The following is a 15,078-nucleotide window of genomic DNA, read 5'->3' as shown; positions in this document are numbered from 1 at the left end:
GGAGCGACATGAGCGACAACCTGACCGAGGACGTGGTGGCGAGCTTCGACGGCAGCGCCGACCCGCGGACCAGGGAGGTGATGGGCGCGCTGGTCCGGCACCTGCACGCGTTCGCCCGCGAGGTGGGCCTGACCGAGCAGGAGTACTTCCGCGGCATCGACTTCCTGACCCGGACCGGTCAGATCTCGACCGAGACCCGGCAGGAGTTCGTCCTGCTCGCCGACGTGCTCGGTCTGTCGATGCTGACCGTCGGGCTCGACACCAAACTCCCCCCGGAAGCGACCGCGGCGACGGTCTTCGGCCCGTTCTTCGTCGAGGGCTCACCGGCGTACGGGCTCGGCGACGACATCGCCAACGGCGCGCCCGGGCAGCCGTGCCTGGTCAGCGGCCGGGTCCTCAACACTCAGGGCGAACCGGTCGCCGGCGCGCTGGTGGAGACCTGGCAGGCCGACGAGGACGGCTTCTACGACGTACAGAAGGACCTCGGCGTCCCGCAGAACCGCGGCCACTTCACTACCGATGCCGAAGGCAACTTCTCGTTCTGGTCGGTCCGGCCGGTCGCCTACCCGATCCCCGACGACGGTCCGGTCGGCGAACTGCTGCGAGCCGGTGGCCGCGGCCCGATGCGCCCGGCGCACATCCACTTCATGGTCACCGCGCCCGGCTACGCCCGCCTGATCACCCACGTGTTCGCGGCCGGCGACGAGTATCTGACCAACGACGCGGTGTTCGGCGTGAAGGACTCGCTGATCGCCGAGTTCACCGAGCATCCGGCCGGGACCGCGCCCGACGGCCGCGAGCTCGGCCAGCCGTACGCGTCGGTGCACTACGACCTGGTACTCGCCCCCACCGAGGAGACGTTGTGACAGATGCCTTCGAGACCGACGTCCTGATCGTCGGCAGCGGCCCGGCCGGAGGGGCCGCGTCGCTGTTCCTGTCCAGCTACGGCGTCGACAACGTCGTCCTGACCCGCTACCGGTGGACCGCGAACACCCCGCGGGCGCACATCACCAACCAGCGCACGGTCGAGCTGATGCGTGACATGGGCATCGAGGACCAGATCACCGACCAGGGCACCGAGCACGCGCTGATGGGCCAGACCGCGTTCTGCACCAGCCTGGCCGGTGAGGAGATCGGCCGGATCCGCACCTGGGGAACGCATCCGCGCCGGCTGGCCGACTACACCGAGGCGTCGCCCACCTTGCCGTGCGACCTGCCGCAGACGTTGTTCGAACCGATCCTGGTCAGTACGGCGGCCAGTCGCGGCGCCCGGGTTCGGTTCGACACCGAGTACCTGTCGCTGGAGCAGGACGCCGACGGCGTCACCGCGCACGTCCGGGACCGGCTGAGCGGTTCGGAGTACGACATCCGGGCCAAGTACCTGATCGGCGCGGACGGCGGCCGGAGCAAGGTCGCGCAGGACGTCGGGCTGCCGATGGCCGGCCAGATGGACGTCGAGGGCTCGATGAACATCGTCTTCGAGGCCGACCTGTCCAAGTACGTCGCGCACCGGCCGAGCGTCCTGTACTGGGTGCTGCAGCCGGGCGCCCAGATCGGCGGCATCGGCGCCGGACTGATCCGGATGGTCCGGCCGTGGAACGAGTGGCTGATCGTCTGGGGCTACGACATCAATCAGCCTCCGCCGGTGGTCGACGAGGCGATGGCGACCGAGATCGTGCACAACCTGGTGGGTGACGACACGATCGACGTGAAGCTCAAGGGCACCTCGGTGTGGAGCGTCAACCACATGTACGCCGAACGCGCCTCGGCCGGCCGGGTGTTCTGCATGGGCGACGCGATCCACCGGCACCCGCCGAGCAACGGGCTTGGCTCCAACACGTCGATCCAGGACGCGTACAACCTGGCCTGGAAGCTGTCGCTGGTGCTGAAGGGCCAGGCCTCGCCGACGCTGCTGGCGTCGTACGACGAGGAGCGGGTGCCGATCGCGCGGCAGATCGTCGAGCGCGCCAACAAGAGCCGGACCCAGTTCGGGCAGATCTTCGCCGCGCTCGGGATGACGCCGGACGCGCCGGCCGGGCGCACGATCGAGTCCCGCAAGGACGACACCCCCGAGGGCGTCGCGCAGCGCGAGGAACTGCGCAAGGCGATCGAGCTGAAGGACTACGAGTTCAACGCGCACGGCGTCGAGCTCGGTCAGCGCTACACCTCGGGCGCGGTCGTCCCGGACGGTACGCCGGAGCCGGCGTACGACCGTGATCCGGAGCTGTACTACCACCCGACCACGTGGCCGGGCGCGCGCATTCCGCACTGCTGGCTGACCCGTGGCACCGAGACGGTCTCGACGCTGGACGTGGTCGGCAAGGGCCGCTTCACCGTGCTGACCGGCATCGGCGGCGAGTCCTGGGTGAAGGCCACGCAGGCCGTCTCCGAGTCGCTCGGCCTGCCGATCGAGGCCGCGGTGATCGGACCCGGCCGCGAGCTCGAGGACCTGTACGGCGACTGGGCCCGGCTGCGCGAGATTCCCGACAGCGGCTGCCTGGTGGTCCGGCCCGACGCGCACATCGCGTACCGGGCGGCCGGCGTACCGGATGATCCGGCCGAGGCGCTGCAGCAGGCGTTCGCGGCGATCCTCGGCCGCTGACCGCAACCTGCCAACGGGTGCCGCACCCTCCGCGGCACCCGTAGGTTGGTCGGGTCGAACGGAGGGCATCTGATGGCGATCTGCGACTTCTGCAACGACGAGTGCGTCGGGACCCGCTACCCGGCGGAGGCGGTCAAGGCCGCCGCGGCCAGCGGATTCCGGCCGACCGGTGCGATCGCGTCCGGCAATGCCGTGGCGCAGCGACTCGGGCTGAGCGACTTCAACATGGCGGACCAGTGGGTCGCGCAGGTGATGGCCGATTCCAGCGACTGGGCGCTGTGCCCGTCGTGCGCCGACTCCCTGGAAGCTCACCTCGCGAGCAACCCCATCCCGGCACGTGCTCCGCGGCCGCCGCTGCCACCGGTGGCGCCCCGGCGACGACGGTGGCGGCTGTTCGGTCCGCGCTAGTCCGTCAGCACCTTCCAGCTGTGGGCTTCGACGACGGGCTCGGCCACCTCGAGCGGGAAGTGGTAGGGCTCGTCGTTCACGTTCAGCAGCAGGACGAGGCTGTGTCCGTCAGCCGTTGACCTGAGCGCGACGGCCTCGTTGGTGAGGTGCTCGACGGTCGTGCGGGCCCGGACCAGCCACGGGTTGCGCCGGCGAATGCCGATCAGTTCCTGGTGCAGCCGGTACGTCGCGTTGGGTTCGCCGGGCTTGTCGGGGAACTGCTGGCGGATCGCGTCGTCGCCGCCGATCCGGTCCTCCTTCACGCCGTGCCAGCCGAACTCGTCACCGGCGTACACGCTCGGGATGCCGGCGACGGTGAACAGGATCGCGACGGCATGCCCCAGATGCCGTTCGTCGGTGAGTTTGCTGGCGATCCGGGTGACGTCGTGGTTGCCCACGAAGGTCTGCGGGACGAACGTGCCGAGCAACTGCTCGTGCCGCTCCAGCGCGTAGGCCAGCTCGTAGAAGTTGCCGTCGTTCAGCGAACTCCAGATCGCCTTCCACAGCTCGTACTGCGTGATCGAGTCGAGGCTGCTGGTCCGCGCGTAGCCGGCGTAGTCGCCGTGGATCAGCTCGCCGAAGAACCACGCCTGCGGGTACTGCGCCCGAACCTCGGCCAGCACCTCGTGCCAGAACTCCGCCGGCACCGCGTACGCCGCGTCCAGCCGCCAGGCGTCGACGCCCCGGGCGAGCCAGTGGGTGAGCACGTCGACGACGTACCGGCGGACGGCGGGCTGATCGTGGTCGAGGGCAACCAACTGGTCGTGGCCCTCGAACACCGCGAGCTGGTCACCGGTACGCCGGAACCACTCGTGCGGGCCGGCGAACGACCGGGCGACATGGTTGAACACGCCGTCCAGCGCGACCCGCAGACCGCGCGCGTGCGCGGCCGCGACGAGCTGGTCGAAGTCCTCGTCGGTGCCCAGCCGCGGATCGATCCGGAAGTGGTCGATCGTGTCGTAGCCGTGCGTCTCGGAGGCGAACACCGGGCCGAGCAGCAGGCCTGAGCAGCCGAGCTCGATCGCGTGGTCGAGCCAGTTCTCCAGGTGGCCGAGCCGGTGCCGTGGCTCCCCGGCCGGGTCGTCGAGGGACGGCTCGGCCCCCGTGAACCCCAGCGGGTACACGTGCCACCAGATCGCGTGCTCGGTCCACCGCTCCATGCCGTGACCGTACCCGGTTGGCCGCCGGACTATCGCTGCTCAGGCGGCATGGTGATCAGGCTGCAGCTGCTGCACCAACGCGGTCGCCTCGTTCGCCTCGGCTTCGATCAGCATCAGCATCGCGACCCGCGCCGACTCGTCGGAAGCGCCGAGCGCCGCCGCGGTCAGCGCCCGGACGGTCGCCAGCTCGTGCATCAGGTCGTGCCAGATCTGCGCGGTCTCCCGCATCGCCGCCCGCTGGGCAGGCGGAACCACCGCGATGCCGTCCAGTTCGTCCGGTCGATGCGCGTACAGGCCAGAACTCACGTCGTACCCCCAGGTCGTCGCAAACCCCGGTACGGCATGCACCAGCGCACGCCGTCCCCTCCCGAGTTGGGACTGACTTTCTCCACCCACCCAACGGATCGGGGTGCGCCGGAGTTACGGCCGCATCACAGGAACTTCTCAGCGGGGACTCGACGCAGTGCGCTTGACCTCGACCAGCGGTGAGCTTTTACGGTCTGACCGACGCGCTCGACGCCTGACCACACAACGGGAGGTTCGGATGCCTGACACGCCCTCGCGGGCTCGCAGGTTCAGCTCGGCGATCGGCGACGACGCCGTCCTGGAGTGGTCGAGGCCCTCGAGGACACCCTCATGGTTTGCGTGTCGGCACCCGCTCACTGACGGGCCGGGCCGCTACGGCTTCTGGTGGAAGGTGTGCCGGCGGATCCAGGCGTGCATGGCGATCGCCGCGGCGGCGCTGGCGTTGATCGAACGCGTCGAGCCGTACTGGGCGATGTTGAGTACGTCGGTGCAGATCTCGTGCGCGGCCTCGGTCAGCCCGGGACCCTCCTGGCCGAAGAGCAGCACGCACGCCTCGGGCAGTTCGTAGGTCTCCAGCGGGACCGAGCCCGGCAGGTTGTCGATGCCGATCACCGGGAGGCTGTGCTGTTCGGCGTACGCGGCGAGGTCGGCGAGCTGGGGGTGGTGGCGGACGTGCTGGTAGCGGTCGGTCACCATCGCGCCGCGGCGATTCCACTTGCGGTTGCCGACGATGTGCACCTCGCGGGCCAGGAAGGCGTTCGCCGTACGGACCACCGAGCCGATGTTCAGGTCGTGCTGCCAGTTCTCGATCGCGACGTGGAACGGGTGCCGTTGCCGGTCCAGGTCCTCGACGATCGCCTCCAGCCGCCAGTACCGGTACTTGTCCACGACGTTGCGGCGGTCGCCGTGCGCGAGCAGCTCGGGGTCCAGCCGCGGATCGTCCGGCGGATCGCCCTGCCACGGGCCGACGCCGACCTCCGCCGGGCCGACCAGATCGGCGCCGACCAGGTCGCGGCCGATCTCAGTGGCACTGTCACGATTCGCCGGTTGCACAGGTCGGGACGCTACCCTGTCCCGGTGCTCTTACAGATGGCGATGCTGATGCCGAACTGGATGGACCCGGAATTTCTGCTGAACTGGCTGGGGGACTGGGCTCTGTGGGGCACCGCAGCGGTGATCTTCATCGAGTGTGGACTGCTGTTCCCGATCCTGCCCGGTGACTCGCTGCTGTTCGCGGTCGGTCTGTTCATCGCGCTGGGCACGATCGACGTACCGCTCTGGCTGGCCTGCCTGGTGCTCACCGCCGCGGCCTTCCTGGGCAACGTGTCGGGGTATTACATCGGCCGCGCCCTCGGGACGACGTTGTTCAAGAACCCGGACGCCAAGTTCCTGAAGCCGAAGTACATCGACCAGACGCACGCGTTCTTCGACAAGTACGGCCCGCGCGCGCTGGTGCTGGCCCGGTTCGTGCCGATCGTGCGCACGTTCATCACGGTGACCGCCGGCGCCGGCCGGATGGACCCGCGCAAGTTCTTCTACTGGACCGGCATCGGCGCCGTGCTCTGGGGCACCGGCGTCACCCTGCTCGGCCACCTGCTCGGCCGGATCGACTTCATCCACGCGCACCTGGAGTCGGCGCTGATCCTGCTGGTGATCATCTCGGTGATCCCGATGGTGGTCGAGTTCGTGCTGGCCAAGCGCCGCGAGCGCGCCCACGACAACGGTCTGGGCCGCGACGAGCGCTACGACACCGAAGCCGAGCGCACCGCGGTGATGGAGAAGCTCAACGACTGACGCCGCTTCGCCGGCGGCTCAGTGGGCGAACGGAAAGCACGGGTCCGACCAGACGAAGTCGGTGCTCAGCGTGAGCAGCCCGGCCACGGCCACCTCGCCGGCCGGCAACGGACCGATCACCTGACCGGACCCGAGTGAGCAGGCCACCCGGATCCGGTCCACCGCCTGGTACCAGACCAGGGCTCCCCGTGGCGCCGCCCCCTCGTGCAGGAGGGCGTGGTGGTCGAGCCACTGCAACGCGTCGGCCGAGTCGTGCCAGCCGCTGTCGTGGGCGTAGCCGAAGGCCAACCGCTGGAACTTGAGCGTCCACTCCTGCCAGGCCGTCGAGCCGACGCGCTCCAACTGCCAGTCCAGCGCCGACTCGGTGTCCCGCGGGTTCCCCACCCGGTCTGCCATCTGGTGCTCCACCGCACCCTCCCCCGGCTCCCTGCCCCCGTAAACCGGCCTCACGCCCAGCAATCTCAGCATCACCGGCGCAGATACAGCGGCCGTACATTGCCCGAACGCCAAGGACTCAGCTGACGGCGAGATCCGCGCCGAGCTCGGTCAGGTGCGCCCGGGCCTCGGCCACCCGCGCGTCGTTGCCGATCTGCTGCCAGGCCCGGATCGCGCGGCTCAGGTACCGCCGGGCGAAGTCGACGTTGCCGGTCGTCACGTGCAGCCGGCCCAGGTCGTACGCCGCCTGGCCCTCGACGCTGCGGTCGCCGAGCCGGTGGCCGATCTCGATCGCGTCCAGCAGCATCTTCCGGGCGGCCGCGTCGTCACCGACCGCGATCAGCGTCTTCCCCAGCTCGGCCCGCGCGTACGCCGCGCAGTGGTCGTCACCGATCTTGCCGAAGATCGCCAGCGACGCCTGCAGTTGGCGGACCGCCTGCTCCAAGCGGCCCTGCCGGATCCGCAACGCCGCGATCCGCCGCCGGACCTTGGCCTCGCGGTGCCGATCGCCCCGGCGTACGCCGAGCAGGAACGCCTCGGCCAGGTAGCGCCCGGCCGTCACCGTGTCGTCGCGGGACAGCCAGATCGACGCGACCGCGCTGCGGGCGACTGCCTCGCCATTGGTGTCGCCGACCTCGACGAAGGCCTCGACAGCCTTCTCGTAGTGCGGCAGCGCCTCGTCCGGGCGGCCGCGCTCGCGCAGCCAGGTCCCGACACCGACCGCGGCGATTCCCTCGCCCTGCCGATCGCCGACCTCGGCGAACAGTTCGGCGGCGCTGGTCAGGTGGTGCCAGGCCGCGTCCCAGTCGTCCTTGTAGAGCGCGAGCTGGCCGAGGTTGCGGTGCAGGATCGCCGCGCCGCGCCGGTCCCCGCAGGCGATCGCGCTGAGCAGGCCGGGCTGGTGCGACTCGTTCCAGTCGTCGAAACCGGCGCGCATGTCCAGGTACGGGCCCCAGGCGGCGGCCAGTCGCCAGGCGTGCTCGTGCAGACCGTTCTGGGCTGCGGCCCGGATGGCCGGGACGAAGCTACTGCGCTCGCTGTCGAACCAGGCGATCGCATCCGTGTCGGTGAACGGCTGCGGATCCGGTGACCGCAGCGGGCCCTCGTAGTCGAGGGTGCCGAAGTAGCCGAACGGCAGCGCCGCGGCAGCTCGCCGTACCTTGGCCAGCAGGGCGTCGAGCAGGGTGGCCAGGTCCTTCAGCGCATCGGCCTTCTGGTTCTCGTCGCCGACACCGATCGCGTGCAGCCGCAGCAGGTCGTGCACCCGGTAGCGCGCCTTGCCGGTCGGGTCGATCGAACTGATCTGCACCAGGTTGACCTCGATCAGCCGGTCCAGACTGCGCCGTACGACGGCCGGACTGGCCACCGGCTCCAGCACTCGCGCCGAGAACTCCCCGACCGCGAAGTGGCCGATCAGCCGGTAGAGCCTGGCCTCCTCCGGACTGAGCGAGCCGTAGCTCAGGTCTGCGCTGGTCCGGACGGCCAGCTCGCCGATGCTCAGCTCGTCCAGTCGGTGGGTCTCGTCCCGGAGCCGCCGGGCCAGCTCGCTCGGGCTCAGGTCGGGCCGCTGGGCCAGGCGGCTCGCCACGATCCGGATCGCCAGCGGCAGGTTCCCGCAGGCCAGCAGGATCTCCTCCGCCGCCGGAGAGCCTCGGTCGATCCGGCCGGTGCCGGCGACGCGCAGCAGCAGCTCGGTCGCCTCACGGTCGTCGAAGGTGTCGAGTGGGATCGGGTCGGCCCCGGCCAGGTCGATCAGCCGGTTGCGGCTGGTCACGACGACCGCTGACGCCCCGGTGCCCGGCATCAGCGGCGCGACCTGCCGGGCCGACGCCACGTCGTCCAGGATGATCAGCACCCGGCGGCTGGCCAGCTCCGACCGCAGCATCGCCGACCGGCGGTCCGGATCAGCCGGTACGGCGAAGTCCGGCACGTTCAGGCTGAGCAGCAGATCGGTCAGCGCGCCGCCGGGATCCCTGGGGTCGGTGGCGCCGCGCATGTCCAGGTAGATCTGCCCGTCCGGGAAGTATTCCCTGACCAGATGGCCCAGCCGAACAGCCAGCGAACTCTTGCCCGTTCCGGGCGCCCCGGAGATCACCGCGATCGGCGGCCGGACGGGATCATGCCCGCAGACCAGGTCCCGCAGCTTCTCCAGGTACTCGTCCCGGCCGCTGAAGTCGGGCAGGTCGAGCGGCAGCTGGCTCGGCGGCTTGTGCGGCTCGGTCAGAGCGGGCGCGGCCATCGGACCGGGTGGCTCGACGGCCTCCGGCTCCGGCGTACGGACTGTGGGGATACCCGGCTCGGGCCAGTTCGCGGTGTGGCCGTTGTGGGCGCGCGCACCGGCTGCCTCAAGCTCCGGACCGGGCTCCACCCCCAGCTCGTCCGCGAGGGTCCGCACGGCCTTGCTGTACGCCGCCCGCGCTTCGCTGGTACGACCGGCCGCCAGCAGCGTGTCGACGAGCCTGCGCCACAGCTGCTCGTCGTACGGGTCCTCGGTGAGCCGCCCACTGAGCAGTACGGCGGCACCGGCGGCGTCGCCGTGCTCCAGCCGCAGGTCGAGCAGGGTGTCGACCAGGCCGCGGTACTGCGCTTCCAGGCGGCTGATCGAGCCTTCCCAGGCCGAGGAGATGGTCAGGTCGGCCAGCGGATGGCCGCGCCACAGCGAGTACGCCCCGGACAGCACCTGCATCGCCTGACGGGTGTCCCCGGCGTCGCGCAGGTGACCCCCCTCGGCCAGCAGCGACTCGAACCTGCTGGAGTCCAACTCGTCGACACCGACCGCGATGCTGTAGCCGGCCGCAGAGGTATCGATCGGCGCGGGCAGTCCGGCGTCCTGCAGGGCACCGCGCAGTGCGCGCACGTAGGTACGGATGTTGGCCGTCGCGGACCGCGGCGGGGCGTTCTCCCAGAGCGCGTCGGCGATCAGGTCGGTGGAGACGAACCTGTTCGGGTGCAGCAGCAGGGTGGCGAGCAGCTGGCGGGGTTTGCTGGCCCGGAGCTGCTGGCTGGACAGGTTGGCGACACGCAGCGGACCGAGGATCTCGTACCTCAGACCGTCCACTTGGCTGCCCTCTCAACTAATTCCGCACGCGGCCCCATGGTGGCATCCCGGGGACGGTCCGGGAAGCCTGTGCCGAGCGGTGGACGCGCCGATGTACGCGCCGATGTACGCCGGATGTATGCGTGCCGGGCAGTCTGGACGCAGGTACCGGGGGGAGGGCAGGCCCGGGGATGACGGACTGATCACCGTCAACCCCGGGCCTGAATTTGTCCGGCCGGGGTCAGGCCCCGGTGAACGGCGGCTGACCGTCCTGCGGACGCGGCGCACCTGCCGGCGGCTGACCCTGATTCTGCGGCGGAAGCTGCTGGTAGCCGCCCTGCTGCTGGTAGCCCTGCTGGTCACCCGGCAGCGGCGGCTGGATCTGGCCCGAGCTGTGCCCACCGGCCGGCATCTGCGGCGGCGCCTGCTCACCGTCGACCGAGCCGATGGTTCCGAACGACACCTGCGGCACCGACCGGACGCTCTCGTCCTTGACCTCGAAGTAACCGGCCTTCTCGAACTTGAAGCTGCTCGCGATCAGGTTCGACGGGAACGCCTCGATCCGGGTGTTGTAGTCCCCGACGTTGGCGTTGTAGAACCGGCGGCCGGCCGCGATCCGGTCCTCGGTGTCGGTCAGCTCGCGCTGCAGACCGAGGAAGTTCTGGTTCGACTGCAGCTGCGGGTAGGCCTCGACCGAGATCATCATCTGCCGCAACGCGCCCGACAGCTGACCCTCCGCGGCGGCCCGCTGCTCCGGCGTGGCGCCCTCGGCGCCGACCGCCTGGGTGCGCAACCGGGCGACCTCCTCGAACACGTGCCGCTCGTGCGCGGCGTACGCGCGCACGGTCTCGACCAGGTTCGGGATCAGGTCGTAGCGGCGGTGCAGCTCGACGTCGATCTGCCGCCAGGACTCCTGGATCAGGTTGCGCTGCTTGACGAAGCGGTTGTACGAGACGATCAACGCGATCGCCAGGATCACGACGAGCGCCACGATCACGATGATGACTGCGGTCATTTCCCTGCTCCCCGGTGTCGGTTACCCGGTGACTCTAGTCCTCGCTGGGTCCGCCGCCAGGGCGCAGCGCTAGTGGTGCTCGACCGTCAGGATGAGGCGGCCGGCGATCTGCCCAGCCGCTTGGCGTGACCAGGCCGTCGCGACGTCCGGGAGGCCGACGGTCTCGTGCGCGACGGTGATCCGGCCGGCCGCGGCGTGCCGCAGGACCGCGGTGAGCGCCTCCGCCCGCTGCTCCGGCGTCAGCGAGTTGTTGGTGTAGCCCAGGATGTTGGCCGAGCGGCTGCGCAGGACGGACGAGGAGAACGTTGCCTCGTCACCCGACGCTCCCCCGAGGTTCACCAGCCGGCCGCCGGGCGCGAGCAGCCGGGAGGCCGCGGTGGCCGCCGGACCGAAGACCGGATCGACCACCACGTCGACATCACCGCCGGTGGCCTCGGCGAGGCGGGTCGTCAGTTCGTCGACGTCCGCGCTGAGCATCAGCGCGTCGTCCGCGCCGGCAGCCAACGCACGCTGACGGGACGCGTCGGAACGGCACAGCGCCGTCACCCGGCTCGCTTCCAGAGCGCGCGCCGCACCGATGGCGATCTGGCCGACCGCTCCACCGGCGCCGAGGACCAGCACCCGCTCCCCCGGCTGCATGCGCGCCCGCCAGGTCAGCGCCATCCACGCCGCCACTGCGGAGAGCCCGAGCGCGGCGACCACCGTGTCCGGTACGTCGTCCGGCAGCGCGACGAGGTCGGAGTCCGGGACCGCGCAGCGCTCGGCGAAGCTGCCGTCGCCGGCCGTCATCCCGGCCGACGTCGCGAAGAAGACCCTGGTCCCGGCCGCCATGACCGCCGACTGTTCGACCACGCCGACGCCCTGCACACCCGGCACGTAGGGAACCGCCGGAGCACCGAAGTACGACGTACCGGAGGCGCACAGCAGATCGAGCGGTACGACGGGCGCCGCGGCGACCCGAACGAGGCTGCATCCCTCGGCCGGGACCGGGTCCGGGTGCTCGGCCAGCGACGGCGGTTCGCCCAGGATGCCCACAACGGCTGCTCGCACGACGTCTCCTCGCAGGTCAGGTGGCGATGTCGGGATAGGGCAGGCTGATGTGCTCCATCGCTTTGGCGTAGGCCAGCTGGTACTCCAGCGGGCCGTGGTCGCGTTCGAACATCGCGATGAACAGCGTCAGCGTGAGGAACGGGTGGGCGCCCAGACCGAACAGCGCCACATGGTCGTGCGTGCGCAGCGCGGAGCGCTCCTCCTCGGTGAAGGCCAGCCAGGTCGTCCGCTCGTCCGCCGTGCAGTTGAGCAGCTTGTTGGCCATCTCCGCCTCCCACCAGGTGACGGTTCCGGCCGGGTCCTCGCGGTACCGCTCGACCAGCTCGGGGTCGCGGTCGACGGTGTAGAGGAACTTGTCCAGCAGGTACTTGCTCATGCCGGCGCTCCGTTCGGGTACCAGGTGAAGTAGGCCTCCATCGTGTGGAACAGGTCGAGGGAGTCGACGTGATCGGCCTTCGCGCCGTCGCCGGCCGCGCCCATCATCAGCAGGAAGTCCATGAAGCCGTGCGTGGCGTTGCCCGGCAGGTGCAGGCTGTCCAGCGTCACCTCGGACAGCGCACCCTCGATGTCACCTGCTGCGATCCACTCGACCGCCTTCCGGTCGAACTCCGGATCGGGGCCGTGGGCACCGAACTGGCGCGGTCCGCCGAGCTCGAGCGAGAGATGGCCGGTGCCGATGATCGCCACCCGCTGGTCGGTCGGCCAGGACTCGACCAGCTGCCGGATCGTCCGGCCCAGCTGGACGAACCGCTGCGGCCGGGGCAGCGGCGGCGCGAAGATGTTGGTGTAGATCGGCACGATCGGCAGGTCGGCCTCGGGACGCAGCGTGATGATCGGGCAGGTGATGCTGTGATCGATCCGCAGTTCGTTGCTGAAGGCAAGATCGAAGCCGGCGTCCAGGCCGTCGCGCAGGATGTGCGCGGACAGGTCCTCCTGGCCGGCCAGGGTCATTCGGGGCAGGCCGAACTCGCGTTCCTCGTTGGAGAAGTTCGCGTCGAAGAAGGGCGCCTTGCCGACCAGGAACTGCGGCATGTTGTCCAGCCAGAGCTGGTGGAAGTGGTCGCTGCCGACCATCACCAGCACGTCCGGACGGGCCTTGGTCAGGGTTTCCCGGAACGCCTCGATCTTGGCCACCCACTCGTCCGCGAACGGCGGCCGGTCGGCACCGGTGGCCGTGCTGGCCCGGTAGTAGAACGGGTGGTGCGTGGACGCGATGACCGCGACGACTTGGGCCATGACGTGCTCCTCGGGGTCTCAGGCGGTGGGGTCGACGTAGACGGCGTTGCGATCGACGGTCAGGTAGGCGTCCATGCCGATCGGGCGGCGATGCTCCTCGGCGAGCTGCCCGAGCAGACCGGCGGCGCGGGCCAGCAGGGCGAAGCCACGCAGCAGCTCGATCGGAAGCCCGAGGTCGGCCAGCGCGGCGCCGCAGACGCCGGCGCCGTTCAACGGCAACCGGCGGCCGAGGACCTGTTCGTGCACCCGCCCGATCGCCTCGAACAGCTTCAGATGCGGTCCGCGGAGCCCTTCCTCCTCGGCGATGCCGATCAGTACCGGCGTCCTCGGGTCGCTCACCTTGTGGACCGGATGGCCCAGCCCGGGCACGAACCGCTTGGCTGCCTTCGCCTCCGAAACCACGGTCAACGCAAGGGCGTCCCAGCCCTCGTCGTCGTCCGGCAACTCGCCGTCGACTGCTTCGAGCGCGTCGTGCAGGAAGGCGCCGCAGTCCTCGGTGACGCCCAGGAAACGGGAGCCGCCGCCGAGCAGACCGGCCGCGAGAGCGCCTTGCAGCGAGTCCGGCGCGGACAGGTAGGTGAGCCGCGCGGCGATCGCGGTCGGCGTGAAACCGTGGTCGGCCAGCGCGACCAGCACGGCCTCGAAGACCCTGACCTCCGAAGGCGTCGGACGACGCAGGGCGACCAGCCAGAAGGCCAGTTCCCCGAAGCCGACCTTGCCCATCAGGTCGGCCGTGAGGTCCTGCCCGAGCAGGCGGATCTCGTCGGCCGTGGACGTCCCGAGCGAGGTCGGGAAGCTGGGCGCTTCGCTCATACCGTTCCTTCCTCCGTACGCCGTTCGGCCGCGAGCCACTGCCGGATCTCGTCCCCGTGCTCGTCGAGCGCCGGAGGCGGCAACAGGTAGTCCGCCGGCGTCTCCGAGAACGTGATCGGGTTGCGCACACTCGGTACGGCGTGACCCTCCGGTCCGACCGCCACCACCGGATCGAGCCCGATCTCCTCGGCGAACGCCATCCCGCCGTCGATGGTGTTGATCGGTCCGCACGGCACGCCCGCGGCGATGATCGCGTGGAACCACTCCGCCTTCGTCCGGGTCTGCAACCGCTCGACCAGCAGCGGGCGCAGCACGTCGCGGTTCTCGGTGCGCTTCTCGTTCCGGTCGAACCGCGGGTCGTCGGCCAGCTCGGGCACGCCGAGCACCTCGACCAGCTTGCGGAACTGGCCGTTGTTGCCGGCCGTGATGATCAGGTCGCCGTCGGAACAGGGCAGCGGTTCGTACGGGAACAGACTGGGATGGCTGTTGCCCATACGCGACGGGACGACGCCGCCCGCGACGTACGCGCTGGACTGGTTGACCAGGCCGGACAGCGCCGAGGACAACAGGTTCACCTCGACGTGCTGGCCGCGGCCGGTCGCGTGCCGGGCGTTGAGCGCCGACAGGACACCGATCGTGGCGTGCATGCCGGCCATCACGTCGAAGACCGAGATGCCGGCCCGGAACGGTTCGCCGCCGGGGTCGCCGGTCAGGCTCATCAACCCGGAGATCGCCTGCACGATCAGGTCGTACCCGGGCAGTGCGGCGCCTTTCGGTCCGCTGCCGAATCCGCTGATCGACGCGTAGACCGCGCCGGGGTTGCCCTCGGCAACTGTCGCGTAGTCGAGCCCGAAGCGGGCCAGTCCACCGGGCTTGAAGTTCTCGATCAGGACGTCGGCCCGCCGGGCCAGCGCCTGGGCCACGGCGAGGTCGCCGGAGTCCTTGAGGTCGAGGGCGATCGACCGCTTGTTGCGGTTCACCGCCAGGTAGTACGTCGAGATGCCGTCCCGGACCGGCGGCTGCCACGACCGGGTGTCGTCCCCGCCTGGCGACTCGACCTTGATCACCTCGGCCCCCAGGTCGGCCAGCAGCATGGTCGCGTAGGGCCCGGCCAGGATCCGGGAGAAGTCGGCGACCACCAACCCGGCAAGCGGACCGGAGCGGGCCTCGGTCATACGGTCAA

The 15,078-nt window shown here is 70.3% G+C and carries 15 protein-coding genes; 4 read left to right on the top strand and 11 right to left on the bottom strand.

Annotated features, from left to right (window positions below):
• Positions 1 to 8: 8 nt before the first annotated feature.
• The 3 genes from BWI15_RS34540 (at position 9) to BWI15_RS34530 (ending at position 3,010) form a co-directional block, all read left to right on the top strand.
• Complete coding sequence (locus BWI15_RS34540; RefSeq protein WP_237771584.1) at positions 9 to 866, top strand: intradiol ring-cleavage dioxygenase; 858 nt, start codon at positions 9 to 11, stop codon at positions 864 to 866.
• Positions 863 to 2,602 (top strand): FAD-dependent oxidoreductase, encoded by a 1,740-nt coding sequence (locus tag BWI15_RS34535; RefSeq protein ID WP_077018684.1) that lies wholly within the window; start codon positions 863 to 865, stop codon positions 2,600 to 2,602. Before BWI15_RS34540 ends, BWI15_RS34535 begins: the two co-directional genes overlap by 4 nt.
• 72 nt (positions 2,603 to 2,674) lie before the next feature.
• Complete coding sequence (locus BWI15_RS34530) at positions 2,675 to 3,010, top strand: hypothetical protein (protein WP_077018683.1); 336 nt, start codon at positions 2,675 to 2,677, stop codon at positions 3,008 to 3,010.
• On the opposite strand, the gene BWI15_RS34525 is transcribed toward BWI15_RS34530, so the two are convergent.
• The 3 genes from BWI15_RS34525 to BWI15_RS34515 all read right to left on the bottom strand — a co-directional run bounded on the left by BWI15_RS34525 (position 3,007) and on the right by BWI15_RS34515 (position 5,535).
• Positions 3,007 to 4,209, bottom strand: a complete 1,203-nt coding sequence (locus BWI15_RS34525; protein ID WP_077018682.1) for an alpha-amylase family protein — start codon at positions 4,207 to 4,209, stop codon at positions 3,007 to 3,009. The two genes, BWI15_RS34530 and BWI15_RS34525, sit on opposite strands and share 4 nt — an antisense overlap.
• Positions 4,210 to 4,248: 39 nt before the next feature.
• On the bottom strand, positions 4,249 to 4,515 hold the full coding sequence (locus tag BWI15_RS34520; RefSeq protein ID WP_077018681.1) for a hypothetical protein: 267 nt from the start codon (positions 4,513 to 4,515) through the stop codon (positions 4,249 to 4,251).
• A gap of 372 nt (positions 4,516 to 4,887) precedes the next feature.
• Entirely contained in the window at positions 4,888 to 5,535 is a 648-nt protein-coding gene (locus BWI15_RS34515; protein WP_077019493.1) for a TrmH family RNA methyltransferase, read from the bottom strand.
• Positions 5,536 to 5,592: 57 nt separating this feature from the next.
• Between BWI15_RS34515 and BWI15_RS34510 the strand changes: the two genes are divergently transcribed.
• Positions 5,593 to 6,309 (top strand): DedA family protein, encoded by a 717-nt coding sequence (locus BWI15_RS34510; protein WP_269087200.1) that lies wholly within the window; start codon positions 5,593 to 5,595, stop codon positions 6,307 to 6,309.
• 18 nt (positions 6,310 to 6,327) lie between these two features.
• Here the strand turns inward: BWI15_RS34510 and BWI15_RS34505 are convergent, their stop codons facing one another.
• The 8 genes from BWI15_RS34505 to BWI15_RS34470 all read right to left on the bottom strand — a co-directional run bounded on the left by BWI15_RS34505 (position 6,328) and on the right by BWI15_RS34470 (position 15,070).
• Entirely contained in the window at positions 6,328 to 6,705 is a 378-nt protein-coding gene (locus BWI15_RS34505) for a hypothetical protein (protein ID WP_077019492.1), read from the bottom strand.
• Positions 6,706 to 6,823: 118 nt separating this feature from the next.
• Entirely contained in the window at positions 6,824 to 9,802 is a 2,979-nt protein-coding gene (locus BWI15_RS34500) for an AfsR/SARP family transcriptional regulator (protein ID WP_077018679.1), read from the bottom strand.
• A gap of 220 nt (positions 9,803 to 10,022) precedes the next feature.
• On the bottom strand, positions 10,023 to 10,796 hold the full coding sequence (locus BWI15_RS34495; protein WP_077018678.1) for a LemA family protein: 774 nt from the start codon (positions 10,794 to 10,796) through the stop codon (positions 10,023 to 10,025).
• Positions 10,797 to 10,865: 69 nt separating this feature from the next.
• Positions 10,866 to 11,846 (bottom strand): quinone oxidoreductase family protein, encoded by a 981-nt coding sequence (locus BWI15_RS34490; protein WP_077018677.1) that lies wholly within the window; start codon positions 11,844 to 11,846, stop codon positions 10,866 to 10,868.
• Between the two features lie 16 nt (positions 11,847 to 11,862).
• Positions 11,863 to 12,222, bottom strand: coding sequence for a hypothetical protein (locus BWI15_RS34485; RefSeq protein WP_077018676.1), 360 nt, complete (start codon positions 12,220 to 12,222; stop codon positions 11,863 to 11,865).
• Positions 12,219 to 13,082: an extradiol ring-cleavage dioxygenase gene (locus BWI15_RS34480; RefSeq protein ID WP_077018675.1), complete on the bottom strand. Its 864-nt coding sequence runs from the start codon at positions 13,080 to 13,082 to the stop codon at positions 12,219 to 12,221. The genes BWI15_RS34485 and BWI15_RS34480 overlap by 4 nt, the downstream gene beginning before the upstream one ends.
• 18 nt (positions 13,083 to 13,100) lie before the next feature.
• Complete coding sequence (locus tag BWI15_RS34475; RefSeq protein ID WP_077018674.1) at positions 13,101 to 13,895, bottom strand: citryl-CoA lyase; 795 nt, start codon at positions 13,893 to 13,895, stop codon at positions 13,101 to 13,103.
• On the bottom strand, positions 13,892 to 15,070 hold the full coding sequence (locus BWI15_RS34470; protein WP_077018673.1) for a CaiB/BaiF CoA transferase family protein: 1,179 nt from the start codon (positions 15,068 to 15,070) through the stop codon (positions 13,892 to 13,894). The genes BWI15_RS34475 and BWI15_RS34470 overlap by 4 nt, the downstream gene beginning before the upstream one ends.
• Positions 15,071 to 15,078 lie beyond the last annotated feature (8 nt).

This window comes from Kribbella sp. ALI-6-A (genome assembly GCF_001984195.1).
GTDB lineage: Bacteria > Actinomycetota > Actinomycetes > Propionibacteriales > Kribbellaceae > Kribbella.
Note: the sequence above shows the minus strand (reverse complement) of the source record. Positions and strands in the feature narration are given on the sequence as shown.

Coding starts and splice junctions, on each gene's coding strand:
- BWI15_RS34470 (WP_077018673.1), bottom strand. CDS start 15,070: ATGACCGAGGCCCGCTCCGGTCCGCTTGCCGGGTTGGTGGTCGCCGAC.
- BWI15_RS34525 (WP_077018682.1), bottom strand. CDS start 4,209: ATGGAGCGGTGGACCGAGCACGCGATCTGGTGGCACGTGTACCCGCTG.
- BWI15_RS34475 (WP_077018674.1), bottom strand. CDS start 13,895: ATGAGCGAAGCGCCCAGCTTCCCGACCTCGCTCGGGACGTCCACGGCC.
- BWI15_RS34480 (WP_077018675.1), bottom strand. CDS start 13,082: ATGGCCCAAGTCGTCGCGGTCATCGCGTCCACGCACCACCCGTTCTAC.
- BWI15_RS34485 (WP_077018676.1), bottom strand. CDS start 12,222: ATGAGCAAGTACCTGCTGGACAAGTTCCTCTACACCGTCGACCGCGAC.
- BWI15_RS34495 (WP_077018678.1), bottom strand. CDS start 10,796: ATGACCGCAGTCATCATCGTGATCGTGGCGCTCGTCGTGATCCTGGCG.
- BWI15_RS34540 (WP_237771584.1), top strand. CDS start 9: ATGAGCGACAACCTGACCGAGGACGTGGTGGCGAGCTTCGACGGCAGC.
- BWI15_RS34505 (WP_077019492.1), bottom strand. CDS start 6,705: ATGGCAGACCGGGTGGGGAACCCGCGGGACACCGAGTCGGCGCTGGAC.
- BWI15_RS34530 (WP_077018683.1), top strand. CDS start 2,675: ATGGCGATCTGCGACTTCTGCAACGACGAGTGCGTCGGGACCCGCTAC.